At 58.5% G+C, this 25,746-nt stretch carries 24 protein-coding genes; 9 read left to right on the forward strand and 15 right to left on the reverse strand.

From position 1 onward, the window contains the following. The 8 genes from ybgF to ACR0J2_RS11785 all read left to right on the forward strand — a co-directional run bounded on the left by ybgF (nt 1) and on the right by ACR0J2_RS11785 (nt 8,864). Entirely contained in the window at nt 1-825 is an 825-nt protein-coding gene (gene ybgF / locus ACR0J2_RS11750; protein WP_170807817.1) for a tol-pal system protein YbgF, read from the forward strand. Continuing rightward, nucleotides 822-2,075: a tRNA lysidine(34) synthetase TilS gene (tilS, locus tag ACR0J2_RS11755; protein ID WP_480812665.1), complete on the forward strand. Its 1,254-nt coding sequence runs from the start codon at nt 822-824 to the stop codon at nt 2,073-2,075. The genes ybgF and tilS overlap by 4 nt, the downstream gene beginning before the upstream one ends. Nucleotides 2,076-2,150: 75 nt before the next feature. After that, entirely contained in the window at nt 2,151-4,067 is a 1,917-nt protein-coding gene (gene ftsH / locus ACR0J2_RS11760; protein WP_170613308.1) for an ATP-dependent zinc metalloprotease FtsH, read from the forward strand. 98 nt (nt 4,068-4,165) lie between these two features. After that, nucleotides 4,166-4,762, forward strand: coding sequence for an MOSC domain-containing protein (locus ACR0J2_RS11765; RefSeq protein WP_480812666.1), 597 nt, complete (start codon nt 4,166-4,168; stop codon nt 4,760-4,762). Between the two features lie 144 nt (nt 4,763-4,906). Further along, nucleotides 4,907-6,583: a formate--tetrahydrofolate ligase gene (locus ACR0J2_RS11770; protein WP_321251477.1), complete on the forward strand. Its 1,677-nt coding sequence runs from the start codon at nt 4,907-4,909 to the stop codon at nt 6,581-6,583. A 57-nt stretch (nt 6,584-6,640) separates the two neighbouring features. Further along, nucleotides 6,641-6,946, forward strand: a complete 306-nt coding sequence (locus tag ACR0J2_RS11775) for a chorismate mutase (RefSeq protein ID WP_480812667.1) — start codon at nt 6,641-6,643, stop codon at nt 6,944-6,946. A 52-nt stretch (nt 6,947-6,998) separates the two neighbouring features. Further along, on the forward strand, nt 6,999-7,889 hold the full coding sequence (gene folD, locus ACR0J2_RS11780) for a bifunctional methylenetetrahydrofolate dehydrogenase/methenyltetrahydrofolate cyclohydrolase FolD (RefSeq protein WP_170678158.1): 891 nt from the start codon (nt 6,999-7,001) through the stop codon (nt 7,887-7,889). 228 nt (nt 7,890-8,117) lie between these two features. Beyond that, the gene (locus ACR0J2_RS11785) at nt 8,118-8,864 is read left to right on the forward strand and encodes a LytTR family DNA-binding domain-containing protein (protein ID WP_170613298.1); all 747 of its coding nucleotides are present in this window, start codon (nt 8,118-8,120) and stop codon (nt 8,862-8,864) included. Between the two features lies 1 nt (nt 8,865). Here ACR0J2_RS11785 and pdeM read toward each other — a convergent pair whose 3' ends face one another. The 15 genes from pdeM to ACR0J2_RS11860 all read right to left on the reverse strand — a co-directional run bounded on the left by pdeM (nt 8,866) and on the right by ACR0J2_RS11860 (nt 24,489). Then, a complete protein-coding gene (gene pdeM / locus ACR0J2_RS11790) occupies nt 8,866-9,528 on the reverse strand; it encodes a ligase-associated DNA damage response endonuclease PdeM (RefSeq protein ID WP_480524812.1) in 663 nt (220 codons plus the stop codon). Between the two features lie 40 nt (nt 9,529-9,568). Then, complete coding sequence (locus ACR0J2_RS11795) at nt 9,569-11,980, reverse strand: ligase-associated DNA damage response DEXH box helicase (RefSeq protein WP_480812668.1); 2,412 nt, start codon at nt 11,978-11,980, stop codon at nt 9,569-9,571. Between the two features lie 40 nt (nt 11,981-12,020). Next, nucleotides 12,021-13,328, reverse strand: a complete 1,308-nt coding sequence (locus tag ACR0J2_RS11800) for an ATPase (RefSeq protein ID WP_170613292.1) — start codon at nt 13,326-13,328, stop codon at nt 12,021-12,023. A 117-nt stretch (nt 13,329-13,445) separates the two neighbouring features. Beyond that, nucleotides 13,446-13,991: a prepilin peptidase gene (locus tag ACR0J2_RS11805; RefSeq protein ID WP_170613776.1), complete on the reverse strand. Its 546-nt coding sequence runs from the start codon at nt 13,989-13,991 to the stop codon at nt 13,446-13,448. A 3-nt stretch (nt 13,992-13,994) separates the two neighbouring features. Beyond that, a complete protein-coding gene (locus ACR0J2_RS11810) occupies nt 13,995-14,846 on the reverse strand; it encodes a tetratricopeptide repeat protein (protein ID WP_170678150.1) in 852 nt (283 codons plus the stop codon). Nucleotides 14,847-14,876: 30 nt separating this feature from the next. Continuing rightward, a complete protein-coding gene (locus tag ACR0J2_RS11815) occupies nt 14,877-15,458 on the reverse strand; it encodes a tetratricopeptide repeat protein (protein WP_170613288.1) in 582 nt (193 codons plus the stop codon). 7 nt (nt 15,459-15,465) lie between these two features. After that, entirely contained in the window at nt 15,466-16,440 is a 975-nt protein-coding gene (locus ACR0J2_RS11820; RefSeq protein WP_170807758.1) for a type II secretion system F family protein, read from the reverse strand. A 10-nt stretch (nt 16,441-16,450) separates the two neighbouring features. Beyond that, nucleotides 16,451-17,419 carry a type II secretion system F family protein gene (locus ACR0J2_RS11825; protein WP_170613284.1) on the reverse strand — a complete coding sequence of 323 codons (969 nt, stop codon included), beginning with the start codon at nt 17,417-17,419 and terminating at the stop codon, nt 16,451-16,453. 12 nt (nt 17,420-17,431) lie between these two features. Beyond that, on the reverse strand, nt 17,432-18,877 hold the full coding sequence (locus ACR0J2_RS11830) for a TadA family conjugal transfer-associated ATPase (RefSeq protein ID WP_170613282.1): 1,446 nt from the start codon (nt 18,875-18,877) through the stop codon (nt 17,432-17,434). A 24-nt stretch (nt 18,878-18,901) separates the two neighbouring features. Further along, nucleotides 18,902-20,137 carry a CpaE/TadZ family protein gene (locus ACR0J2_RS11835; protein WP_480812669.1) on the reverse strand — a complete coding sequence of 412 codons (1,236 nt, stop codon included), beginning with the start codon at nt 20,135-20,137 and terminating at the stop codon, nt 18,902-18,904. 197 nt (nt 20,138-20,334) lie between these two features. Next, on the reverse strand, nt 20,335-20,964 hold the full coding sequence (locus ACR0J2_RS11840) for an OmpA family protein (RefSeq protein WP_170807759.1): 630 nt from the start codon (nt 20,962-20,964) through the stop codon (nt 20,335-20,337). Between the two features lie 17 nt (nt 20,965-20,981). After that, nucleotides 20,982-22,388 carry a type II and III secretion system protein family protein gene (locus ACR0J2_RS11845; RefSeq protein ID WP_170613276.1) on the reverse strand — a complete coding sequence of 469 codons (1,407 nt, stop codon included), beginning with the start codon at nt 22,386-22,388 and terminating at the stop codon, nt 20,982-20,984. A 192-nt stretch (nt 22,389-22,580) separates the two neighbouring features. Next, nucleotides 22,581-23,462: a Flp pilus assembly protein CpaB gene (gene cpaB / locus ACR0J2_RS11850; RefSeq protein ID WP_170613274.1), complete on the reverse strand. Its 882-nt coding sequence runs from the start codon at nt 23,460-23,462 to the stop codon at nt 22,581-22,583. Between the two features lie 251 nt (nt 23,463-23,713). Next, nucleotides 23,714-23,953, reverse strand: a complete 240-nt coding sequence (locus ACR0J2_RS11855; protein WP_170678132.1) for a hypothetical protein — start codon at nt 23,951-23,953, stop codon at nt 23,714-23,716. 302 nt (nt 23,954-24,255) lie between these two features. Further along, a complete protein-coding gene (locus ACR0J2_RS11860) occupies nt 24,256-24,489 on the reverse strand; it encodes a hypothetical protein (RefSeq protein ID WP_321251503.1) in 234 nt (77 codons plus the stop codon). Between the two features lie 350 nt (nt 24,490-24,839). Here ACR0J2_RS11860 and ACR0J2_RS11865 point away from each other — a divergent pair, with 350 nt between their 5' ends. Continuing rightward, a complete protein-coding gene (locus ACR0J2_RS11865) occupies nt 24,840-25,706 on the forward strand; it encodes a lytic transglycosylase domain-containing protein (RefSeq protein ID WP_170613266.1) in 867 nt (288 codons plus the stop codon). Nucleotides 25,707-25,746 lie beyond the last annotated feature (40 nt).

The raw sequence follows: 25,746 nt of genomic DNA on the forward strand, positions 1-25,746 counted from the left end.
ATGCGAATTGCAGGATGGGTTCTGGCGGCGGTCGTGCTGAGCGCCGGCGTGGCAAAGGCGCAGGATCAGCAGACGCTGGCGGATATCCGGCAGGAACTGACAGTGCTGCACGTGGAAATCCAGCGCCTAAAGCGCGAGTTTTCGACCACCGGCTCCCCGGCTCCGAACCTGTCCGGCAGTTCCGTACTGGAACGCGTTGACGCCATCGAGGCCGAGTTACAGCGCCTGACCCGGCAGACCGAACAGCTGAACCAACGTATCCAGAGCGTTGTGACCGATGGCACCAATCGAATTGGTGACCTGGAATTCCGGCTGGTCGAACTGGAAGGGGGCGATCTCAGCACGTTGGGCGAAACGTCGACCCTAGGCGGGGAAACCGCGACCGATGTCGCCGTCGCTCCTGCGCCAATTGAGCCGACCAATTCGGGTCAGGGTGAACTTGCCGTGGGTGAACGCGCTGATTTTGATGCAGCGTCGCAGGCGCTGGCTGATGGTGACTTTCAGTCTGCCGCAGATGGATTCGCGCAATTCGACACCTCGTATCCCGGCAGCCCGCTTGCACCCGAGGCGCATCTGAAACGCGGCCAGGCGCTGGAAGGTCTGGGCGATACCCGTGAAGCCGCCCGGGCATTCCTGGCGAGCTTTACCGGTGATTCCGAAGGGGCCTTTGCCCCCGAAGCGCTGTTTGAACTGGGGGCCGCGCTGGGGCGATTGGGACAAACCGATCAGGCCTGTATCACGTTGGGCGAGGTTGGGGTGCGTTTCCCATCCTCCAGCACGGTCTCGGACGCCACGCAGGAAATGGCGTCTCTGGGTTGTTCTTGACCCGAAGTGCAGCTTCTCTGACAGCTCAGATCCGCGAGCGACTGCCGAAAACACTGCCGCGCCGTATCGGTGTGGCGGTTTCGGGCGGCGGCGACTCGGTTGCGCTGATGCATCTTCTGCATGGCATAGCACAGGCAGAAGGGGTGACAGTTCTGGCAGCAACCGTGAATCATGGCCTGCGGCCTGAAGCAGCGGCCGAGGCAGAAACGGTGGCCGCGCAGGCAGGAAGCCTTGGGCTGTCGCATGATACTCTGCTCTGGCAAGGGTGGGATGGCAGCGGAAACCTGCAGGATCAGGCCCGTCAGGCGCGTTACGCGTTGCTGACGGAATGGGCCGGTCGCAATGGGGTGGAGGCCATTGCCCTTGGGCACACGGCAGACGATCAGGCCGAAACCGTTCTGATGAGGCTGGCGCGCGCGGCCGGCGTCACCGGCCTGTCATCGATGCCGTCTGTTCGCGCACGAGACGGGGTTTTGCTGCTTCGACCGATGCTGGATATCTCGCGTCAGGAACTGCGCACTTATCTACGCGAGATCGGCGCTGATTGGATCGAGGACCCGTCGAATCACGATACGCGATTTGACCGGATCAAGGTGCGGCAGGCTCTGGCAAGCCTTGAACCGATTGGCATCACCGCGCAGTCTCTGGCCCGAGTGGCAGAAAATCTTGCACAAGCCCGTGATGCTTTGGCGCGGTATACGCAGGAATCCGCCCGCAAGATCACCGAAGTGAAAGACGGCGCTGTCTGCATTGATCCCGCAGGCTTTGCGGCGTTGCCGCGCGAGATCCAGCGCCGCCTTCTGGTCACGACGATCAACTGGATCGCGGGAGAGGGGTATCCGCCGCGCCAGTCAAATGTGGATCAGGCGCTGGAAGCATTATTGAATCGCCGGACCAGCACCATTGGAGGCTGTCTGGTCTTCACAGAACGCGATAATGCGTGGATTTGCAGGGAACTAAAGGCGGTTCAGGGTGTATCAGCCGCGTGTAACCAGCCTTGGGACCGACGCTGGGTGGTGTCCGGCCCCACCATTCCAGATGCCGAAATCCGCGCGCTGGGCGAGGACGGGCTGAAACAATTACCGGATTGGCGTGAAGCACGCTTGCCCCGGCGCGCACTGATGTCCACGCCTGCGGTCTGGACAGGCGATACGGTCGTGTCTGCCCCGCTTTCCGGATCCCCAAATGCCTGGCATGCCGAAATGATGCCAAATTGGCCCGAGTTTTATGCTATGATTTTATCGCATTGAACCTGCCACAATCCTCTCTATTTTAAGGAGCAAGCGGCGGATCCTCACCTGCCGAAATCTGTTGGGAGATTTTTCTTGGGCAACGCTCGTAATATCGCTTTCTGGGTCGTTCTTTTTCTGCTGATCCTGGCATTGTTTAATCTGTTCAGCGGTCCTGGCGGATCGCTTCAGAATAACGAAAGAACCTATTCCGACTTTGTCAGCGCAGTTGAGGGCGGCGAAGTCAAGAATGTGACACTGGACGGCGAGCAGATTCGCTATACCACTCAAAGCGGTGCCAGCTATGTCACCATCAAGCCCGGCGATGCCGAGGTCACCAAACTGCTGATCGACAAGAACATCCCCGTGCGCGCTGAAAAGCAGCAACAGTCGGGTTTCCAGTCGTTCCTGATCACACTGCTGCCCTTCCTGCTGCTGATCGGTGTCTGGGTCTATTTCATGAACCGGATGCAGGGCGGCGGCAAAGGCGGCGCGATGGGCTTTGGCAAGTCGAAGGCCAAGATGCTGACAGAAAAGCATGGCCGCGTTACATTTGACGACGTGGCGGGCATCGATGAAGCCAAGGAAGAGCTGGAAGAGATCGTCGAGTTCCTGCGCAATCCGCAGAAATTCTCACGTCTTGGCGGCAAGATCCCGAAAGGCGCGCTGCTGGTTGGCCCTCCGGGTACCGGTAAAACGCTGTTGGCCCGTGCGATTGCAGGTGAGGCTGGCGTGCCGTTCTTCACCATCTCAGGTTCAGACTTTGTTGAAATGTTCGTGGGTGTCGGCGCGTCCCGTGTGCGCGACATGTTCGAGCAGGCCAAGAAGAACGCGCCCTGTATCGTCTTCATTGATGAAATCGACGCCGTGGGTCGCCACCGTGGCGCCGGTTATGGCGGCGGTAACGACGAACGCGAACAAACCCTCAACCAGTTGCTGGTCGAGATGGACGGGTTCGAGGCCAACGAAGGCGTGATCATTCTTGCGGCCACCAACCGTAAAGACGTTCTGGACCCCGCGCTGCTGCGTCCGGGCCGTTTCGACCGTCAGGTCACTGTGGGTAATCCGGACATCAAGGGTCGTGAGAAGATCCTGGGTGTCCACGCCCGCAAGACTCCTCTGGGCCCCGATGTCGACCTGCGTATCATTGCACGCGGTACGCCGGGCTTCTCGGGTGCTGATCTGGCGAACCTTGTGAACGAGGCGGCCCTGATGGCTGCCCGTGTGGGCCGCCGCTTTGTCACCATGGAAGATTTCGAGAACGCGAAAGACAAGGTGATGATGGGGGCCGAGCGCCGCTCGATGGTTCTGACACAGGACCAGAAGGAAAAGACCGCCTATCACGAGGCCGGTCACGCCGTGGTCGGCCTGACCCTGCCGCTGTGCGATCCGGTCTACAAGGCGACGATCATCCCGCGCGGTGGTGCGCTGGGTATGGTGGTTTCGCTGCCGGAAATGGACCGCCTGAACTATCACCGCGATGAGTGTGAGCAGAAGCTGGCCATGACCATGGCGGGCAAAGCCGCCGAGGTGATCAAATACGGTGAAGACCATGTGTCGAACGGTCCGGCCGGTGACATCATGCAGGCCAGCCAGCTGGCGCGCGCCATGGTGATGCGCTGGGGCATGTCCGACAAGGTCGGCAATATCGACTATGCCGAGGCGCATGAGGGGTATTCAGGCAACACGGCCGGATTCTCGGTTTCCGCCCACACCAAGGAACTGATCGAGGAAGAAGTGAAGCGCCTGATTCAGCAGGGTTATGAGCGTGCACTCGAAATCCTGCACGAGAACGGTGAAAGCTGGGAACGCCTGGCACAGGGCTTGCTGGAATACGAAACGCTGACAGGTGACGAGATCAAGCGCGTCATGAACGGCGAATCGCCCGGCGAGGGGGATGACGAAGGCGACAACACCGACGAGGGTAGCGCGCCCAGTGTCACAGCGATCCCGAAAACCAAGGTCAAGAAGTCTCCGCCCGAAGGCGGGATGGAGCCGGAACCCTCGGCATAACAAACGGACCCGGGCAATGTCCCGGGTCTTTTTTCTTTCCAATCACCTAAAACTGGGTTTCTGTGCCGTGTTACCGCACACAGCCTGAAAGGGGTGGCATGCCCGTATTGCGCCAAACCGAATACACCGCCGAAGTTACCTGGCTGGGGCACGTTCCTGCCGGCAATAGTATTCGGGCCAAGTCGGTCCAGACGCTGGATCTGGATTTCGCGGGTGATCCCGGCGCGCGGCACGAAGGTGTGAACCGGGCCTCCTGCGTTCGCATGACAAACCTGTATCCGAAGGGAACGGAAATTCGAAATGTCCGGCAGTTGTCGGTATTGTCAGCCGAGCAACTGGACGAGATTGCCGCCGAGATGAGCCTCACCCGGCTGGACCCGTCCTATCTGGGCGCCAGCCTGGTGTTGCGCGGAATTCCCGATTTTACCCATGTGCCGCCAAGTTCCCGTCTGCAGGCCGCGAATGGCCTGACTCTAACGATTGATATGGAAAACCGTCCCTGCATCATTCCGGGACGCGAGGTGGAAGCCGACCTGCCGGGACATGGCCCTGCCTTCAAACCGGCGGCGCAGGGGCGCAGGGGCGTGACCGCCTGGGTCGAACGTCCGGGTCAATTGAAGCTGGGTGACAGAATGAAACTGTTCGTGCCGGATCAGCGGGCCTGGGCACCTTCAGGTACCGGCGTTTCCGATTAGAAACGCGGTAAACACCCCGACGCCGTTTCGCGGCACAATTATGTCGGAATCCATAGCCATCCGTTTTGTACACGACGGTATGGATTGCACAGCGCCGACGCTCAGCGTCGGTTTTGCACGGCATTCAACCAGGGACCCTGCCCAATGAGCTACAAATCCGACATCGAAATCGCCCGCGAAGCGAACAAGAAGCCGATTCAGGAAATCGGCGCTAAAATCGGCATCGAGTCCGCAGACCTGCTGCCATACGGTCACGACAAAGCAAAGGTCAGCCAGGACTTCATCAACTCGGTGCAGGACCGTGAAGATGGCAAGCTGATCCTGGTGACCGCGATCAACCCGACCCCGGCAGGTGAAGGCAAAACCACCACCACCGTTGGTCTGGGCGACGGCCTGAACCGCATCGGCAAGAATGCGATGATCTGCATCCGCGAAGCCTCGCTGGGTCCGAACTTCGGGATGAAGGGCGGCGCTGCAGGTGGCGGTTACGCGCAGGTTGTTCCCATGGAGGAGATGAATCTGCACTTCACCGGTGACTTCCACGCCATCACCTCTGCCCACTCGCTGCTGTCGGCCATGATCGACAACCACATCTACTGGGGCAACGAGCAGGCCATCGACATGCGCCGCGTCGTGTGGCGCCGCGTGGTCGACATGAACGACCGTGCCCTGCGTCAGATCACCTGCTCGCTGGGCGGTGTCTCGAACGGTTTCCCGCGTGAAGCAGGCTATGACATCACCGTGGCATCTGAAGTCATGGCGATCCTGTGCCTGGCAAACGATCTGAAGGACCTGGAGAAACGCCTGGGCGACATCATCGTCGCTTACCGTCGCGACAAGACGCCGGTCTACTGCCGCGACATCAAGGCTGAGGGCGCGATGACCGTTCTGCTGAAGGACGCCATGCAGCCGAACCTGGTGCAGACGCTGGAAAACAACCCGGCCTTCGTTCACGGCGGTCCTTTCGCGAACATCGCGCATGGCTGTAACTCGGTCATCGCCACCAAGACCGCTCTGAAAGTCGCCGACTATGTCGTGACCGAAGCGGGCTTTGGTGCCGATCTGGGTGCCGAAAAGTTCATGAACATCAAATGCCGCAAGGCGGGCATCGCGCCGTCTGCCGTGGTGCTGGTTGCCACCGTGCGCGCGATGAAGATGAACGGCGGCGTTGCCAAGGCCGATCTGGGTGCCGAGAATGTTGATGCCGTGAAGTCGGGCTGCGCCAACCTGGGCCGCCATATCGAGAACGTGAAGTCTTTCGGTGTGCCGGTAGTCGTTGCCGTCAACCACTTCGTCACCGACACCGACGCTGAAGTGCAGGCCGTCAAGGACTATTGTGCCGAGCACGGGGTTGAGGCGGTTCTGTCCCGTCACTGGGAACTGGGCTCGGAGGGATCCGAGGATCTGGCCAAAAAGGTTGTGGAAATCGCCGATGCCGGTACTGCGAACTTCTCGCCGATCTATCCGGACGACATGCCGCTGTTCGAAAAAGTCGAGACCATCGCCAAGCGCATCTACCGCGCTGACGAGGTGCTGGCGGATTCCAAGATCCGCAATCAGCTGAAAGAGTGGGAAGCCGCCGGTTATGGCAACCTGCCGGTCTGCATGGCAAAAACTCAGTATTCGTTCTCGACCGATCCGTCCCTGCGTGGCGCACCCACTGGCCACTCAGTTCCGGTGCGCGAGGTTCGCCTGTCCGCGGGTGCCGGTTTCATCGTGGTTGTCTGTGGTGAGATCATGACCATGCCCGGTCTGCCGCGCAAACCCGCCGCAGAAACCATCTGCCTCAATGACGCAGGTGAGATCGAGGGCTTGTTCTAAGCCGCTGAATGAGACATCTCGTGGTCCGGGGAATCCCCGGGCCATGAGGAGATTGCGATGCCCACTCTGACACTGCCGCAAGACTGTCTTTCCATGCAGGAATTGCGGGTTCAGATCGACAAGCTGGACCGCCAACTGATTGAGATGTTGGTGACGCGCGCAACTTACATTGACCGCGCGTCCGAGCTGAAACCGGGCGAGGGTCTTCCGGCCCGAATTCCTGAGCGAGTTGAAGATGTGGTGCAAAAGGTACGTGTGAGCTCGGACAGACTGGGTATGGACCCTGATCTTGCCGAAAATCTGTGGCGTATCTTGATTGATTGGTCGATTGCACGCGAAGAATGTGTGCTCGGCCCTGATTGAATGACCGGGCGCTTCTGGCGCCCGATCCGCTTTTGAAAGAAGGGATCAAAGGATGGTAGCTCAAGTCATCGACGGCAAGGCCTTTGCGGCCAAAGTCCGCGCGCAGGTGGCCGATCAGGTTGCAAAGCTGAAAGAGGAAAACGGCATCACGCCCGGCCTGGCCGTGGTTCTGGTGGGCGAGGATCCGGCCAGTCAGGTCTATGTCCGTTCAAAGGGCAAAATGACCGTCGAGGTCGGCATGAACTCGTACGAGCACAAGCTGGATGTCGAGACCTCCGAGGCAGACCTGCTGGCGTTGATCGACAAGCTGAACAACGATCCCGCCGTGCACGGGATTCTGGTTCAGCTTCCGCTACCCAAGCATCTGAACGAGGATCTGGTGATCAACTCGATCGACCCGGCCAAGGACGTGGATGGGTTCCATATCTCGAATGTGGGCCTGTTGGGCACCGGTCAGAAGTCGATGGTGCCCTGCACCCCGCTGGGTTGCCTGATGATGCTGCGCGACCACCATGGGTCACTGTCGGGTATGGATGCTGTTGTGATCGGCCGGTCGAACATCGTCGGCAAGCCGATGGCGCAACTGTTGCTGGGTGACAGCTGCACCGTGACCATCGCGCATTCGCGCACCAAGGACCTGCCGGACGTCGTGCGCCGCGCCGATATCGTGGTTGCCGCCGTGGGCCGCCCCGAGATGGTACCGGGCGACTGGATCAAGGAAGGCGCGACCGTCATCGACGTGGGTATCAACCGGATCGAGCGCGACGGCAAGAACAAGCTGGTCGGAGACGTCGACTATGCCAGCGCGGCCGAACGCGCCGGTGCGATCACACCGGTTCCGGGCGGCGTTGGCCCGATGACCATCGCTTGCTTGCTGGCCAACACGCTGACAGCGTGCTGCCGCGCGAACGGTTTACCTGAACCCGAGGGCCTGACCGCTTGATCGCGGAAGATTGCGCGCAATTTCAGCGCTCAACCGATGCTTTGGAACGGCCGGGCAGGGGAAACCTTCCCGGCCGTTTCCTCATTGAGAGACAACATTAATTTTGAATAAACGGGTTTGAATGTGATCAAATCGGTGATAAGTTATTAAATCCAGTTGGTTAAATGCGAAATGCATGCCGCTCGAAGTGATTGTAACGGACCTCAGCGGATTGCCCGTCGGAACAATATGAAGTCAAAACTGAACCTGATCATAGCCGCTTGCACCCTTCAACGCGTGGTGGCTGGATTGGTTTTCGTTCCGCTGCTGGCTTACACATTTCCACCTTTTCTGGACGTCGCATTGCCGTTCGGCATGCGATTGACATTCTGGGCCGGTGTCATGGCACTGGCAATCGCCGCGACATGGCTTTCCAGAAAGTTCATCTATGAACATCTGTCTCAGGACTATCTTTCGGCCCGAGACGTTGTCTTCTCTGCCGTCATCCTGATCCTGTTTACACCGGCATTGTGGCTTTTGGCCTGGCTGCTGTTCACGATTGGCGGACAGGAAGCCCCAGGTGCGCTGGCGGTCTTACCTTACGGGGTGCTGTTCTCGACCGGCCTGATTCTGGTCGGCCGGACGGAACCCGGACATCCAAAGCCGACCGGAGTGCCAGAGCAGATGCCGCGTCTGGTCAGACGTCTTCCGGCGGGTTTTCAGGGCCGGATCTATCGTCTGACGGTTCGGGATCACAATGTGGATGTCGTCACCTCTGAGGGTACGTTTACCATTCGATCGCGTTTTACGGATGCGATCGACGAGATGGAGCCGATCCCCGGTCATTGCACACACCGATCCCATTGGGTGACTGATGATGCAATTGTCAGCACCGAACGGACCGACGGAAAGACTTTCGTCCGGCTGCGTAACGGCGACCTTGTGCCGGTCAGCCGAAAATACAGACCCATGTTGGAACAGGACGGGCTGATCTGAACTAGCGCGGCATGGGAATAATCTGCGGCTGTGGCCCGGTCAGAATGGCTTTGGCCTGCTTGTCCATCAAGCCGGCCAAGGCCGCGTCGGTACTGCGCAGACCGCCCGTAAACGTACCGTAGGCCGGCATTATCAAACGCGCCTGATCCAGCAGGAACGCCGGCCGGGTGATGGACCGGCCACGCACGCGTAAGCTCGCCTTGGGGTGGTAGTGGCCCGAAACCTCGGCCCGGCCAGAGGGTTCGGCGATGTGGCGGAATACCAACGGTCCAAAGGAGCACTCGGACAAATGCGTTCCGCCCAGTTCGACAGGTCCGGGATCGTGGTTGCCTTCGATCCAGATCCAGTCCCGGCCGGCCTGCAGGGTGACGATCTGCAATTGATGGTCCGGGATCAATGACTGTGCGGCGTCCAGATCGTCGAAGCTGTCACCCAGGCAAATGACCGTCTCGGCGCGGGTGTGGTGCAGGTCCGCCGCCAGCCGCGTCAGCGTGTCCTGTGTATCATAGGGCGGCAGCGCGGCCCCGCCGCGCCGGGCCATGCGCTCGGACTTGCCCAGATGCAGGTCGGACACGCACAGCAAATTCCGATCGGGCCACCACAACGCCCCGGACCCCAAAGCGTGCAGGGATAGACCGGCAAAGGTAAACAATAGGCTGTTCATGATCCGTTCTTTGCCTTTTTCCCGATCCAAGGCAAGCGGATTAGCCGCTCTCTAATCCCGCAGCCTGCAAAAGCCGCGCGCTTTCCTCGGCCAATAGCCGTTCTTCGGCGGCCCCTTTGACGGGCACTTTGCCGACCTCAAGAAACAGCGGCGCGGCCAGGGGGGAAACTCTGTCCAGCCGAAGAAGATCGATGCGGTCGCCGATGCGCGCAATCATTTCCTCGATCCGTCCGAAATCTACCAGACCACGCATGGCCTCTTCGCGTGTGATCTGCATCAGCAGGTGGTCCGGGTCATATTTCAAAAGGGTGTCATACAGTATGTCAGACGAGAACGTTGCTTGCCGCCCGCTCTTGCGCTGGCCGCCGGTGTTCCGTTCGATCAGCCCCGCGATTGTCGCCGAGGCGCGAAAGGTACGCTTCATCACCGCGTTGCCCGCCAGCCATGTCTCGAGCCCCGCCCGCAATGCTCTGTGTTCGAACAGGGGGCGCGGATCGGTCACCGCATCCAGTCCCCAGATCAGCGTGGCATAGTCGGTGGCGACAAAGCCCAATGGTGCCAGCCCGGTTTCCTCCATCCGTTTGGTAAGCAGCAGGCCCAGCGTTTGTTGTGCGTTTCGCCCGGCAAATCCGTAGACACACAGGTTTTCGCGCCCGTCATTGGGAAAACTTTCGATCAGCAGCCGGTCGCGTTGGGGCAGACGGGACATGTTGCGTTGCAGGGCCAGCCACTCGGCGGTGTGCGGCGGCAATTGCGGCCAGTTGTCCTGGGCAAACATCCGCAGGATGCGGTCGCTCAACTGCGTGGAAGTGGCAAATTTCGTGCCGGAAAACGTGGCGATCTTGGGTTTGCGATCAGCGCGGCGACTGACCTCGACAACCATTTCGCGCAGGCCTTCATAGCGGACGATTTGCCCGCCGATCAGAAAGGTATCACCCTGCGTCAGCGAAGCGGCAAAGCCCTCTTCGACCTCACCCAGGGGTTTGCCGCCCCGGTTGCGTTTCAGGCGCACTTTCAGTGTGTCGGTATCCTGAATCGTGCCCAGATTCATACGGATGCGCTGCGCCGCGCGCGGGTCGCGCAGTTGCCAACGGCCATCGGGGCGCTGCTGCAGTCGTTGCCAGCGGTCATAGGCGCGCAGGGCGTATCCCCCAGTGGCACAGAACTCCAGACAGGCGTCGAACTCCGGGCGCGACAGTTGGGCAAAAGGCCCTGCCATCGTCATTTCCGCATAAAGGTCGTCCGCATCGAACGGCCCTGCGGCGGCGGCAATCAGAATGTGCTGGCACAACACGTCCCTTGGGCCGCGCCCGCGCGGTTCGCCATCCAGATCATGCGCCTGGACGGCTTCAAGCGCTGCAACGCATTCAACAACCTCGAACCGGTTGGCGGGCACCAGCAAAGCCTTGGAGGGGGCGTTGTATCGATGATTGGCGCGACCAATGCGCTGCACCAATCGCTTGACGTTCTTGGGCGCGCCGATCTGGATCACCAGATCCACATCACCCCAGTCGATGCCCAGATCCAGACTGCCGGTACAGACAATGGCGCGCAACTCTCCGCGCACCATTGCGGCTTCGACCCTTTCGCGTTGCTGCCGGTCCAGACTGCCATGATGAATGCCGATGGGCAGACCCTCGTCATTGGCGAGCCACAGGTTGTGAAAAAAGATCTCGGCCTGTGCGCGAGTGTTGTGAAAGATCAGTGTCGTCTTGTGTTGCCGGACCTGCTCCAGCACGGCCGGAATGGCATAGGCCGCGCCGCCGCCGGACCATGGTGGCATCTCGGTTGTTTCCAGCATCGAGATATCCGGGTCAGGGCCGGGGTCGGCCTGAATGATCCGGCAGGTGTCAGGGTGGCGGGCAAGAAACCGGGCGATGGCATCGGGGTCTTCGACAGTTGCTGACAGGCCCACGCGGCGTAGGGCAGGGCACAGGCTTTGCAGTCGTGCCAGTGCCAGCATCAACTGATCGCCGCGTTTGCTTTCGGAAAGGGCGTGGATCTCGTCAACGATCACCCGCTGCACGCCTTTGAACATGCGGGGCGCGTCTTCGTACGAGGTCAGCAGCGCCAGACTTTCGGGCGTCGTCAGCAGGATATGCGGCGGATCCACGCGCTGGCGTTTTTTTTGCGTGGCCGAGGTGTCGCCGGTCCGGTCTTCGATCCGGATCGGAAGGCCGATTTCGTCTGCCGGGCCGCGCAGATTGCGCCGGATATCGGCTGCCAGCGCCTTGAGCGGCGAGACATAGAGTGTGTGCAGGCCCTCATGCGCGCCATCGGCCAGTTCCGCCAGCGTCGGCAGGAAGCCGGCCATGGTCTTGCCGCCACCTGTGGGTGCGATCAGCAATGTCGCCGGGTCCTGTGCCCGGTCGAACATGTCCTGCTGATGCGGATGGATGGACCAGCCTTTGGCTGAAAACCAGTCGGTGATCCGGGCGGGAATCTGCGTCATTTGTGCAGATTAACCGCCCTCGCGCCTGATTGGCACGGCGTTATTTGACGATTTTCTCGTCCTTGACGAACATGTTTGCCCAGGCCCGGTCGATCAGGTCGGGGCTCATCTGATAAGGAATACCTTCGAATTCGCAGATTGCGATCATCTGATCGATCAGGAAGATCGGCTGATAGTTCGCATAGATGTTATTGATCGTCGGGTATTTGACTTTCAACAGATGCACCAGCGCGGCCTCGTCCAGCGGCATGCCGCGTTTGCGGGCGACCATGGCGAAGATTTTCAGGAAGTTTTCCTGGTTCGGACCGTCGATCTTGATCTTGAAGAAGATCCGGCGCAGGGCGGCCTGGTCAAAGATCTCGTTCGGGTGGAAGTTGGTCGAGAAGATGACCAGTGTGTCAAAGGGAACTTCAAACTTTTCACCCGATTGAAGGCCAAGGATGTCCTTGTTTTCTTCCAGCGGAACGATCCAGCGGTTGACCAGCGCCTGAGGCGGTTCCGCCTGACGGCCAAGGTCGTCGACAATGAAGATGCCGCCCGTCGATTTCAACTGCAGCGGCGCCTGATAGGTGCGCGCGGTCGGATTGTAGACCAGATCAAGCATGCTGAGAGACAGTTCGCCCCCGGTCACAACCGTCGGGCGCTCGCACTGAACATAGCGCGAGTCGAACCGTTTGCGGCGGCGCAGGCTGTTGGGGTCATCGGGTTCCTGTTCGATCGCGGTATGCACGATCGGGTCATAGACGGTGATCACCTGCCCGGCATATTCGATGGCCCAGGGCACATAGACATTGTCCCCCAGCGCGTCGCGGATACCGTTCGAGATCGAGGATTTACCATTGCCCGGCGGGCCATACATCAGGATCGACCGGCCGGCGCTGACCGCCGGGCCCAAATGGTCAAGCAGGCTGTCGGGCAGAACCAGATGACCCATCGCACCGGTCAGTTGCTCACGCGTGACCTGAATGTTGCGAATCGACTGGCGCTTGACCTGCTCGCGATACACGTCCAGCGGTACTGGCATGGCGCCGAAATACTCCGACTGGCTCAACGCGTCCAGCGCACGCGCCTTTCCCGCATCGGTCAGTTGGTACCCCATTTCGTTGCCGCTGTTGGCGTTCAGGGTACCGGTCGCCTCAAGCAGTTTCTGATCGCGGGTGATATCGACCAGTTCCTGCGTAACGGAACCCGGAAGACAGATGGCTGCGGCGATCTCGGACACGGTGTCGACGTTCTTGCGAAAGATCGTCTTGAGCAAAATGTCCCGCATCATCACCAGCGGAAGCTGCATTTCACCCAGCCCCTTTGGGGCAGGGGGGGCCATAACGGAAGTGGTCTGCATATTCATGAGCGTGGCTCGTCTATCCCGGTTTCACGTCAATCGGCCCTGATCGGGCCGCTTGCGGAAAATTTGGCCCGCCTTTGTGGCAGGACCAAGGCAGGGGCAAGGCGTGCTGATGATAGTTCACGAACCGTAAACAGTTCCCAAAATCAGATACATGGCCAAAGCGCCTGCCAGAGCCAGACCCATTGGAAATTGCCGGCCACGGTCCCAGCTTTCCCAATGCGGTGCGATGCTGCGCAGACGGGTGTTCTTGGCCAGACGATGGGTTGCCACGGCGGCCAGAAGGGTCGCTGTCAGAACGGCCAACAGGATAAAAGCGTCGGCAAACCAGACGAAAGGAGAGGCCGCAGCCAGGAACTTGGCGTCTCCCGCACCCATGACCCCTGCCGCGTTCAGGACGATGCCAACAAGCAGAACAATGACAATATGCAGCAGCTGCCACAGATAGAGGGGCAAAGTGACGGATAGGGGGCCAATATTCCCGCTTAACCACTCCTGCGACCACGGCGGCAGGACAAACAGACCGATGACGACATAAACAATCGCCAGCGCCAGAACCGCGTGATTCTTGATCCGCATTTCACGCATATCAGTGAAAGCGACGTAAAAGCAGATTGGCAGCACAAATGGCAGGAACCACGCAGCCGCAACCGCAGGGATATGCATCAATCAGGCTTCCTCGAGCGCACGCAGCGAACGGACGGCTTCGTCGAAATGTTGCGGGTGGGTGGCAATGGCTTCGCGGAACAGGTTCTTGGCCGTGTTCACATCCCCTTGCTTGACCGCCGAGATCCCCATCGTATTCAGCAACTGGGCGCGCTCGACCTGGGTCATTGGAATGACCGGCATGGTGTAGTTTCTCTGGGCCGATCTGGCCAGGACAAGGTTGTTCTTGGCGGTGAACAGGGATTTGTCGTGCCGGATCGCTTCAGTAAACAGGCGTTCGGCCTCGGCATACTGGCCGCGTGTCAGCTTTGAATAACCCCAGTTGTTCATCACACTGCCCGGGCGCGTCGTCAGGCCCACGGCGGTTTCGTAGAAATGATCTGCCCGCTTCCAGCTTTCCTGCGAATCCGCCACCAACGCCTCAAGACGATAGCGCTTGAATGTCTCAAATGTGGGTGGGACTGAATCCAGCACAGCCTCGGCCTCTTTCCAGTTGCCGCCGCGAACCAGAGCGTCTGCATACTCGACCTTGTCCGCGTTGGTCGAGCCTTTCATGCCTGTGACCTTCTTCCAGGCGGCAGAAGCTTCGGTTGTGCGTTTGGCGCGTGACAGAGATATCGCCAGACCCCGCTGCAGGTCGATGCGATCAGGGTTCTTGGTGGCCGCATTGTGGAAATATGTGACCGCCTCGTTCGGGTCGGCCGCACTCAGCAACACGTCATTCAGATTGGTTTCATCTATGACGTTTACTTCCTGAAATGTACGCTCGACCTTTTCTTCTTCGGTCTCTTTGGCGCATGCCGATACAATCAATCCGCATATGACGATCGACGGAATCAAGAATTGTTGGCGCATTTTTGCGTCCTTTACTGCTCTTGTCTCTGGTTACGGGAGCTTGCGAAGCGTAAATTGCCCGTCGCCTTGCTGCTCCAGCGTATATTCTTGTTCTTGTGAGGTATTATTATCAGGATTTTCCATTTTTGCGAGTGCTAACCGCAGATTGTCGCGGATTGCGTCACTTTCGCCATTGTCCAGCGCATAGGCGCGCTGAAACACCTGGGCCGCTTCGGGATATTGCCCGGTTTCCATCAGCAGAACGCCCAGATTGTTCCAGGCCACCGGCCAATCGGTATCATCCTTGACGGCTCGTCTCAGCAGGGTTTCGGCTTGGCCAAGGCGCTTCAGGCCCAGATTTGCCGTGCCCATCGATGTCAGGATTTGCGGCGTCATCCCCTGTTCCAGAGCGGCGCGGGTAAAGGACTTGAGCGCCAGTTCGTACTCGCCGGCGGCCATCAAGCGGTTTCCAACCTCAATTTCGTCTTCGGCCTGTCCCCCGGCGTCAATGCCCGGAGCCTCCAGATCGCCGGAACGATCGGTCTCTGTGCAAGAGGCCACCATGGCGAAAACCAGGGTGACCTGAAAGATGCGGCGGAGCCCGGTCCGGGCGCAGCAGCGAAATGGGTTCATCAGGTTACTACCGGCCGAAATTCGAAATGACGTTTGCCGAAGGCCCGACAAGAATAACCAGCAAAGGCGGAACTGTCAGTCCCATTGTGACAAGCGTCATTTTGGTCGGCAGCTTGTTCGCAGCCTCCTCAGCGCGCATGACGCGCTTGTCGCGCATCTCGCCCGCATACACCCGCAGAGCTTCAGCAATTGATGTACCGAAGGTTGCCGACTGGATCATCACCGTGACGAACGAGTTGACGTCCTGCACGCCACAACGGGTGCCAAAGTCACGCAGGACGGTATCCTTGTCCTTACCCGCTTTCATTTCGTAAGCGACGATCTCGAACTCCTGCGAAATGTCGGGGTACGAGGCTTTCATTTCGTTTGACACCCGGACTATGGCCTGATCGAGGGACTGACCGGCCTCCACACAAACCAGCATCAGGTCAAGCGTGTCGGGAAAGGCTTGCGTAATCTTCTCTTTCCGCTCTTCGATGCGGCGCGTGATCCAGTATTTGGGGATCATGTAGCCGACACCGCCGGGCACCAGCACGCGCACCAGAATTTGCTGGGTGGTGAATTCCTGCGTTCCCGCGAACACCGTTACCAGCAGAACGCCGACAATGATGCCGATGATCCCAAGGGAGAACTGTGCAAAGTGGAAAAACCGCACCGCGTCCTTGGTCTGGTACCCTGCCTGCCGCAGCTTGAGCTGCATTGCCGACAGTTCTTCCTGATCTTTCGGTTCCAGAAAGGTCGCGAATTTTTCAAGCTGCTCGTTCCGACCGGCGTTCCGCAACTGGTCTTTCTTGGCCTTCTTTTCCTTCTTGGGCGCGGCATTCGAACGCTGCAGCTTTTTGAGCGGATCCTCGGGCTGGTTCAGCATCAGAGGGATAGTGACCAGGATCATGAACAACCCCAGAACACCGACCACGATCAGTGGTCCGAACTCGCCCAGATGCTCGGTCAGCAAGTCATTGATGCGGGTCAGGAATTCCATTGCCGTGCCCTCAAACCTTGATGTTGGTGATGATTTTCATGACGATCAAGTTCAGCGTCAGCGTGATGCCAACAAAGAAACACATCGGAATGAACCAGGGATGGTCGAGAACGCCGTCATAATAACCGGGATCCTTGACCAGTATGAAAGCCAGACAGCCCAGCGGGAAGGCCGACAGGAATTTACCGGACCACTGTGCCTCGGCCGTGATCGCCTTGACGCGGCGAAACAGGCGGAATCGGGCACGGATAACCTGTGCAAGACCGGCCAGAATCTCTGCGAGGTTACCGCCGGATTGCTGCTGGATGCCCACGGCAACCGCCAAAAACCGCAAATCCTGCATGTCCAGACGTTCGGCCATGTCTTTCAAGGCTTCGCCAACGTCGCGGCCATAGGCGCATTCATCGGCGATGACGCCAAACTCGGTTCCCAGCGGGTCCTGAACCTCGGAAGCAACAACCTGAATCGTTGAGACGAAGGGGTTGCCGACACGCAGCGAGCGAACCATCAGTTCCACGGCTTCGGGCAATTGTTCTTCGATCATGCCCATGCGTTTCTTGGCCTTTTGGTTCACCCACGCATAAACGCTGCCAACACCGATTGCGACGGAAATGGCCGCCCGTAAGGCGGTATCGGTGGCTGTGCCGATGCTAAGCCCCATGAACGCGACCCCGGATACAAGGCACATGATCATGATCAATTGCCGGGGCGAAAACGCAATCGCCGCCTTCTGCGCCTTGTCGGCCAGAAGGGAATAGAGCGGGATGCTCTGCGATTTCATATGCTGCTGCATTTCCTTGCGCAGCTGTTCCAGAACCTGTTCACGCCCGACACCTTTGTCGAGCATGTCGAGGCGGCGGTTTACCCGGCTGTTAAGGCTGATGGATTTGCCGAACGCGACCAGGTAGATACCTTCGACCAGGGCCAGAACGCCCACGAAGATCGCGACATAGATCAATGCCTCCATAGGCAGTTGCATATCCTTGATCTCCTACATTGTGGTTGGGTCGTAAATGGACGCGGGCAGGTCAAAGCCCCACAGGCGGAAGCGCTCGGAGTAGTGGCTGCGCACGCCGGTTGCGGTGAAGTGACCGATAATCTTGTTGTCAGGTGTCAGGCCAACACGTTGAAAACGAAAGATTTCCTGCATGGAAATCACATCGCCTTCCATCCCGGTGATCTCGGTGATCGATGTCATGCGGCGCGAACCGTCCTGCAAGCGGCTGGCCTGTACGATCAGGTTCACAGCGCTGGCAATCTGGCTGCGCACGGCCTTGATCGGCATCTCGATCCCGGCCATCGCGATCATGTTTTCCAGACGCGAGATCCCGTCGCGGGCCGAGTTGGCGTGGATCGTAGTCATTGACCCGTCGTGGCCAGTGTTCATGGCCTGCAACATGTCGATCACCTCGGCACCACGCGTCTCACCCACGATGATACGGTCGGGGCGCATCCGCAGGGCGTTTTTGAGACAGTCGCGCGGGCTGACTTCGCCTTTGCCTTCCACGTTGGGCGGACGACTTTCCATCCGGCCCACATGGGTCTGCTGCAGCTGAAGTTCCGCTGTATCTTCGATCGTCAGGATGCGTTCGGCGTCGTCAATGAAGCTGGACAGGGCGTTCAGGGTGGTCGTTTTACCGGAACCAGTACCGCCCGAGACGATAACGTTCAGGCGCGTAGACACCGCAGCTTGAAGATAGGCAGCCATTTCTTCGCTGAACGCACCGAAATTGACCAGATCATCGATGCCCAGCTTGTCCTTTTTGAACTTACGAATGGATACCAGAGATCCGTCCACCGCAATCGGCGGCACCATGGCGTTGAAACGCGATCCGTCAGCAAGACGGGCGTCAACATAAGGGTTGGATTCATCGACCCGGCGACCCACGGCGGACACGATCTTGTCGATGATCCGCATCAGGTGCTTTTCGTCCTTGAAGGTGATGTCGCTGAGTTGCAGCTTGCCGTCGCGTTCCACGAAGATCTGCTGCGGACCGTTCACCAGAATATCGTTGACCGTGTCATCCTGCAGCAAGGTCTCCAAAGGCCCAAGCCCTGTGACCTCGTCATAAAGTTCCTTGTTGAGCTGCGAACGGTCTTCGCGGTTCAGAACGATGTTGCGCGATTCGAGAACTTCGCTGGCAATGGCGCTGATCTCAGCCCGAAGCTCAGCCTCGGCGGCTGATTCCAGCGCCGAGAGGTTCAGGTTTTCAAGCAATTCGCGATGCAGATCGATCTTGATTTCACTCAAGCGTTCCTTGCGCTTGCGGTCACGGTCGGAAGATGAGGCCTCGGCGGCCTTTTTTTGCACCGGTTTGCGGACAACCGCCGTTGTGGCAGAGGCAGGAGCGTTTGCCGCGGCCGGGGCGGCCTCGGGGGCTTTGGCCGCTGTCTTGACCGGCTGCGCATCAGGCTGCTTCTTGTATCTCGAAAACATGACGGCTGTCCCCTTGAGAAGTTGTTACGCGGCTTCCGCGTTGCTCGAGCCCAGGCTGTGAAGCGACTTGGCCAGTTTGGCGATTTCCCGCCGCAGTGGGTTCTTGGCGGCAGATTTTGCAAGCGGCAGGCCGTGATCGCCAGCTTGCAGAACCGGTTTGCCACCTTCGGGCAGTTGCAGATCGATGGAGATTCCCAGGCTTTCGCCCATGCGCTTGACCCGGCCTTTGCCGTTCAAATCCGTGAATTTTGGTGCCCGGTTCAATGCAAAGCGCAGCTTGTTGAACGGCAGTTCCTCGGCCTGCAGCGCGCGCTTCAGACGCAGCGCGTTCTGGGCGGACCGCATATCCAACTCGATCAGTGCAAAATAGACATGCGCCGCCGCCAGCACCGTTTCGGACCAGTGCACCAGCGTTTTTGGCATATCCACGACCACATAGTCGAAATGCTTGCGCGCGGTGTCGATGACGCGCTGAATATCCTCAGGCGTAATCAGGTCCAGCGGTACAATGTCGGAAGGCGAGGTCAGAACCTGCAGTTTTTCTTCATATGTCTGCAGCGCCTGGGAAAAAACATCGTCGTCCATGGACGCCGTGTCCGACAGCATTTCGAACACTGTCTCGCGACGCGGCAGGTCCAGATAGGTGGAAACTGTGCCAAATTGCAGATCCAGGTCAATCAGGCAGACGGTCGGTGCTTCTTTGTCCGAAACCGTAGCCAGTTCCCAGGCAAGATTGACCGCCAGAGTGGTCGAGCCTACGCCTCCGGCCAGGCCGTGCACCACAAACAGCGCGCCTTCTTTTGATTCGCCCTGGGTCAGCGGAACTGCCGCCGCCTGGGGCGCGGCAACCGGATCGGGCTGTTTCATGCGCTCGATGGCTTCCTGCAACTCGCCTTCGGGCAGCGGGTAGGGGACAAATTCATCGGCACCCTTGCGCAGCAGCTGATGCAGCGACGCAGGTGTGACATCTTCGGCGATCAGAACAACTTTGATTTTCTTGTCCTTGGCGCGGGTGATGATTTCACCCATCAGCGTCAGGTTGTCTTCGTCTTCCCCGTCGATTGCAAGTGCCACAAATTCAAGAGAATCTGCCTCGGGCTGGCTGAAAAAAGCCAGTGCCTCAGCAAATCCAAGATCGCCCCAGCGTTCACCCAGCGCAACTTCCATGTCTTCGATCAACAGATCGAAATTCTGGACATCACGGCTGATTGTGCAGGCCAGAATGGCGGTATTTTCGTCTTGCGGCGTGGCGCTTGTCATTAACACAATCCTCGTAGTGAGGGCTTGGCAAATCTGACAAACACAAGCGGTCTGGTCGGATTGGCTGTCGCCCCGATGCGGTCAAATCTGGCCGCAGGTCACCCAATTGTTGACAACGTCTCTTGGAAGTTGGGCGAGAATTGGGCGTAAAAGAACAAATTGTAGGGAATTGGGCGACGATGCCGCCCAATTGCGCTTTATTGTTCTGATGTGGTGCCAACACTCGTCTCGGATGCCAGGCCCGAGGGTGGAATGGCGCTTTCCACGTAGCTGCGATAGATAACCTCGGCGTATTTGCCGTCCAGCAGGTTGGGGTGGTTATCTACAAATCCGGACACTTCGGTCACGGTACGCCGGTTGCGGCGGTCGCGATTCGGCGTATCGATCAAAGGACGTGACTTGCCGAAAGAGACCACTGCTTCAAGCCGGGACCGGGAAACGCCCTGATTGACCAGGAATGCAACCGCTGAGTTTGCGCGGCGCTGTCCCAGGCTTTGGTTATAGGAAGCGGAACCGACCCTGTCGGTGTGACCATAGACCCGGAACCGGGCTTCGGGGAATTGCTTGATCCAGGCCGCCTGCTGCGCCAGGATCCGCTGCGCCGAAGCATCCAGTTGCGAACTGTTGAAGGCAAAGTTGATCTGGGTTGGAACCTCTGCCGCAAATCGCTGAGCCAGGATCTGGGCATAGGACAACTCACCGTTCATCACCTGGATATTGTTGAGAGTTGCGTTGCCGAAAGCGCCCGAATCAATTTCGTATCCCGCTTCCCGTGTACAGCCTGCGACAGCGACCGACAGACATAGTGTCATCATCCACTTTTGCATGGGTCCTATCCTCCTCATCAATCCAGGACGTAGCCGTAAGAGCTGCCATAGCCCTGTTTGGCCACTTCTGTTGCGGCACCTGCACCGGCACGTGTTGTCCGGGCGGTCTTGCCATTCACGAACAGATCGAATTCGCTGGGCGGTTTGACCCGATCGGTGGGCAGAGCCAGGGCTTCACCTCGCGTCGGCGACACAAGATGTGCAGTGATGATAATAACCAGTTCGCTTTGTTCGCGCTGATATTCGGCGCTGCGGAACAGGGCGCCCAGGACCGGTACGTCGCCAAGCCACGGGATCTGGTTGTTCAGGTCGGCAAAGTTGTCCTGGATCAGCCCGGCGATGGCAAAGCTCTCTCCGTCGCGCAGTTCAACCGTCGTGCTGGTCTGGCGTGTGATAAAGCTTGGAACGTTGTCGCCATTGATCGTGAAGTTCGAGCTGTTGTCGATCGCCGAGACAGACGCGGCCATCTCCAGATTGATCAGCTCGCCGTCGACAACACGTGGGATGAAGTCGATTTCAACACCGAAGGCCTTGTATTCAATGGTAACGACACCATCGTCCTGCGGAACCGGGATAGGCACTTCACCGCCGGCCAGGAATGTCGCTTCTTGCCCGGACAGTGCAGACAGGTTGGGTTCAGCCAGGCTGCGGGCTAGGCCTTTGGCCTCAAGGGCCTCCAGCAACAGGCGAACCTGGGTCGAACCTGCGCCAAATCCAAACAGGATGGCACCCGTGTTGGACTGCACGGCGGGAATGTTGTTGCTCAGTGCGTTCTGCAATGCCAACGAGTTGTTCAGCGTGTTGATACCACCGGTCACATCGCCGCCTCCGAAGCCCAGCGATGCTGACAGGCTCTTGGCGACCGAGCGGTTCATCTCTGCAAAGCGGACTTTCAGCATGACCTGCTGCACGCCGCCAACGCTCATAAGGTTCGAAACGCGATCCGGGGCATAACGTTCTGCCAGTTCCAGCGCGCGGGCCAGCTTTGCCGAGCTGGACACGGTGCCGGACAGCACGATGCCGTCATTTGCCGTACGCACCTCGACCCGCTCATCGGGCAGGATCTGGCGCAGCCTTTCCTTGAATTCGGTCACATCCGGTGCCACACGAACGCGAACGTTCGTGATCAGATTGCCGACGCCATCGAACAACGTCAGCGTTGTGATGCCAGGAGCCTTACCAAGAACATAGATCGTGCGGTCCGAAAGCGACGAGATGTCGGCGATACCCGCGTTGGCGATGCTCAGTTCTGCGAACGGCTCTTCACTCTCAACAACAATTGCGCGATTCATAGGGACATCCAGCGTTTCCGCCGTGCCCTTTTTCACCACGCGAAGATTCTGTGCCCAGGCGGCATCGCCGACCGGGCTCACAACAAGCGCCAACCCCAGCAGGGTTGCGCTGATCCAGGAACGTATTGTCATGTGACCTGCCTCTCCGATCACGCCTCGTTTTTGGGTCTATCGCCCTCTGATACGAAACACTGCGCGAATTCAGAATTTATTGCAATAATCAATGGTTTCCGGATTGTTCCTTATGTGGGGAATGGGCAACAATCAAAATAGAAAGAGCCGCGCAGACTGCGCGGCTCAAGTCCGTAACGCTCTGATTTAACGTCAGTTTGTGCAGGGAATTGGGGTTTCGACGATCTCTCCGCCGCGGCGGGTCCGGATCGTACACACTCTTTCCTGGGCTTTCTTCGGAGCGGGAGCCGCCTCTTTAATACCCAACAGTTTTCGCTGGTCGACTTCGATTGCCGCGGTGATGGCCTCGTCCTCGACCCCAACCAGGGCGAGGGACAGGCGGCCGGTGCTCTGGGCCTGGGCCAGCGAGATCGCCTGTTCCGGTGTAACGGCAACCGTAACTGTACGTGCAATTGTTGTGCCTGTGACGTCCGAGCCTGCGGACTGATCAATGGCAACCAGTCTGATACTGGGAAGAATCAAACGCGTGAGTTCACCGCTGGCACCCTCGACCGCGCCCCGCAACGAGCCGGTCCAGATAATGTCGACGTCGTCTCCCGGGCGCAGAAACCCGGACACGCCGGACGCAACATCAACGCTGATGGCAAAGGCCCGCTTGCCTTTTTCCAGGCGCGAGGTCAGACCCGCGGCTTCGCCCGGCCGGGTAATCTTGACCTCCATGATCGCTTCGTCTTTTTCCATGGCCCTCATGACATAACGCTCATTGTCTCCGGTCTCGGGGAACAGGACGGTCATTTCCGTGAATGTGCCCTCGGGGATCGCGTTTTCCGGCCAATCGACGATACGCACATCTTCTTCCTTCACGCGTTCGCCATACTTCAGCGAACGGTTGGACACGATGACGCTGACGGTCGGAATTACATTGACGTTCGCGTTTGCCAAAGCTTCCTGGGCTGCCAAACGCTCGCGTGCGAGAGCATCCTGATAGGCGGTGATATAGTTGCGCGCCATGTAAACCGCGCCGCCGGCCAGAGCCACCCCGACGATCAGAACAAGACCAAACACAGCTCGCATGCGTGCACCTCATATTTTCGATGGCCAGAGTCATTTCGGCCAGTGGGAAACTTTGAAACAGCTTATTTCCTAAACAGGAATTGTGTCGAAATGTAGGACAAAGAAGACATTTCTATCACTGTTCCACGATTGTAGGGCGAGTTGGCAACACACTCAGGTCAAGCGCAGGCCCGGGGGGGGCTACGTTTCAAACGTCCAGCTTGAAGAGCCCAGAGTTGGCTGAACTATGCTTGGAAACCTTAGACAGTAGCTCAGCTACCGCCGCCCGCTGTCCCTGAAACAACGATCCCGCCAGGCGCGTTGTTGGATCCGGTACTGATGGTCGCGCTGGACATCGCCGAGCTGGTGTTCCCGCTCAGGCTGATGGTTGCTGTCTGGATGCCGAAGTAAATCAGTGTCGCAAGCGCAATGATTATGGCAGTCAGAACGACCCAATCGACGGTGACAGCACCGTCTTCAGAGGTGATAAAGGTTTTCGTGAACCTGATCATTCCGGGTCACTCCAGTAAAGCAGAGTCGGGGCAGAACCGACCAATAGAATCTGTTTGTGCACAACCTTTGCTGATGCACTCATTATGTTTTGCCTTGCCGGAGTGGCAGGAATTGGGCAAAACATTGAATTAAAGGACGTATTTGGATTTTTTGAGGTGCGCCTTGCCGTGACCGCGCCTGATTTTCGCTCGGTTGCCAAATCGCCGGTGCCTTGCCTGGCCGGTCCTTGAACTCACGGTTCCAAAAGAAAAGCCGCGCCAATTTTGGCGCGGCCTGTTTCCCGTTCCGGGAACTATTTGGCTTAGTTGGTACCCGAAGTGGTGATACCGCCGGCTTGGGTGCCATCGCTTGTGCCGGTGTTCAGGGTTGCGCTGCTCAGCGCGGTGTTCACGTCGGTTGCCATGCCCTGTGCGCCGTTGGCGATCTGCTGGTAGGCCACGGTGCCCAGACCGATGACTGCTGCGGTCAGAACAACCCAGTCAACTGTTACGGCGCCGTCTTCGTCTTTGCGGAAGTTCTTGATGAACTTGATCATGTTACGTCCCTCCTAAAGGATCTAAGTCAATTAACCTTGGCGTCTTTCAGAGCTTTCTCTCTCAGTCCGCTCATGACCGTCTCGGTATGGATATATGTTTGACTGTTGTGCGTGGCAGGAATTGGGCCAAACACAGTTTTTTTGCGCTTCGTCTTAACTTTTTGGTGACGAATTCTGTATCTCATTGAAAAAGAACAAATAAAATTTTCAAAGTGACGGTGATGACCTTCGCAAGAGATGCAAAATTGCGCCAAATGAGGCGAAATTGCCCCAATTCGCTTTGTTTTTCTGGCCTTGCGGCCGGATTCGAGGTTCAAATTCATCAAAAGAAAACAAGAGGCAGGCAAAAAATGAATCTCCGGTACGCAATCACATGCGCCGGCGTGTCGGCATTTCTGATATCGGGCACGGTTCCGGTGATCGCCGCCGATATCGAGCCGAGAGGCGTCTATAAAAGGATCAAGGCGCCAAAGCCCGGCGCGCGCCCGCGCATCACCGTTCAGATCACGGCTGAAGAACATGCATCCCAGCCTTTTGCCCCCAGCACCGGGGCCGAGCTTGAAACGCCTGAAGTGGTCAAGCGCACCGCGCTTCCGCCTGAGAACCTGCCGGGGTCGAACAGCCCTGAAAAACCCGTCGGTTCCTACACCGCCTTCTGGGACAAGATCTCGCCGGAACTGGCTGAAGCCGGGGCAGGGCGGCTGGATATGGCGATCAATGCGCTTTCATCCACAAATGTTGCTTCACCACGTTTGCAGACCCTTCAAAACATTGCACAGCTGCAGGGGATCGACATTCTGCGCTCGACAGTGGGAACGAAGGTTTCCCCGGCACTTGTCCTTGCGGTGATTTCCGTGGAATCGGCCGGTCGGGCGGATGCTGTCAGTTCAGCCGGTGCGCAAGGGTTGATGCAACTGATGCCCGCTACGGCCGAAAGGTTCGGTGTCGAGGACAGTTTTCAGCCCTCGCAGAATATCGCGGGCGGTGTGAAATACCTGAACTGGCTGATGGGTGAATTCAAAAACGACCCGATTCTGGTTCTGGCCGGATATAATGCGGGCGAAGGGGCCGTTCGCAAACACAGTGGTGTGCCGCCTTATGCGGAAACCCGCGATTACGTGCCAAAAGTGCTTGCAGCGTTTCAGGTGGCGCGCGCGTTGTGCTCGACCCCGCCGGAACTGATCTCGGATGGCTGCGTATTTCAGACGCTAAACTGAAAATGGCCCGCGTGTTGGCGGGCCATTCAATATCAGGTCA

The organism is Ruegeria sp. CG4, assembly GCF_056537185.1.